Below are 258 nucleotides of genomic sequence, written 5' to 3' on the forward strand. Positions count from 1 at the left end.
CTGTATAAGTCGGTTGAACGGGTTGAACTAGGGCATCGCCCTCATGACCCGACTCTTGTGTACCTTGAGTACTGATTGGTTCTGTGTAGGCCGGTTGCGTTGGTTGAACTAGAGCCTCGCCTTCATGACCTGACTCTTGTGTACCTTGAGTACTGATTGGGGCTGTGTAGGCCGGTTGCGTTGGTTGAACTAGGGCTGCACCCTCATGACCTGACTCTTGTGTGCCTTGGGTACTAACGGGTTCTGTATAAGTCGGTT

General features: G+C 51.9%; 1 protein-coding gene. It reads right to left on the minus strand.

From position 1 onward, the window contains the following. The coding region (locus HMPREF2613_RS11550) for a hypothetical protein (RefSeq protein WP_186822075.1) at positions 1–258 on the minus strand (258 nt) is incomplete at both ends.

Source organism: Streptococcus sp. HMSC070B10 (assembly GCF_001808665.1).
Classification (GTDB): Bacteria; Bacillota; Bacilli; order Lactobacillales; family Streptococcaceae; genus Streptococcus.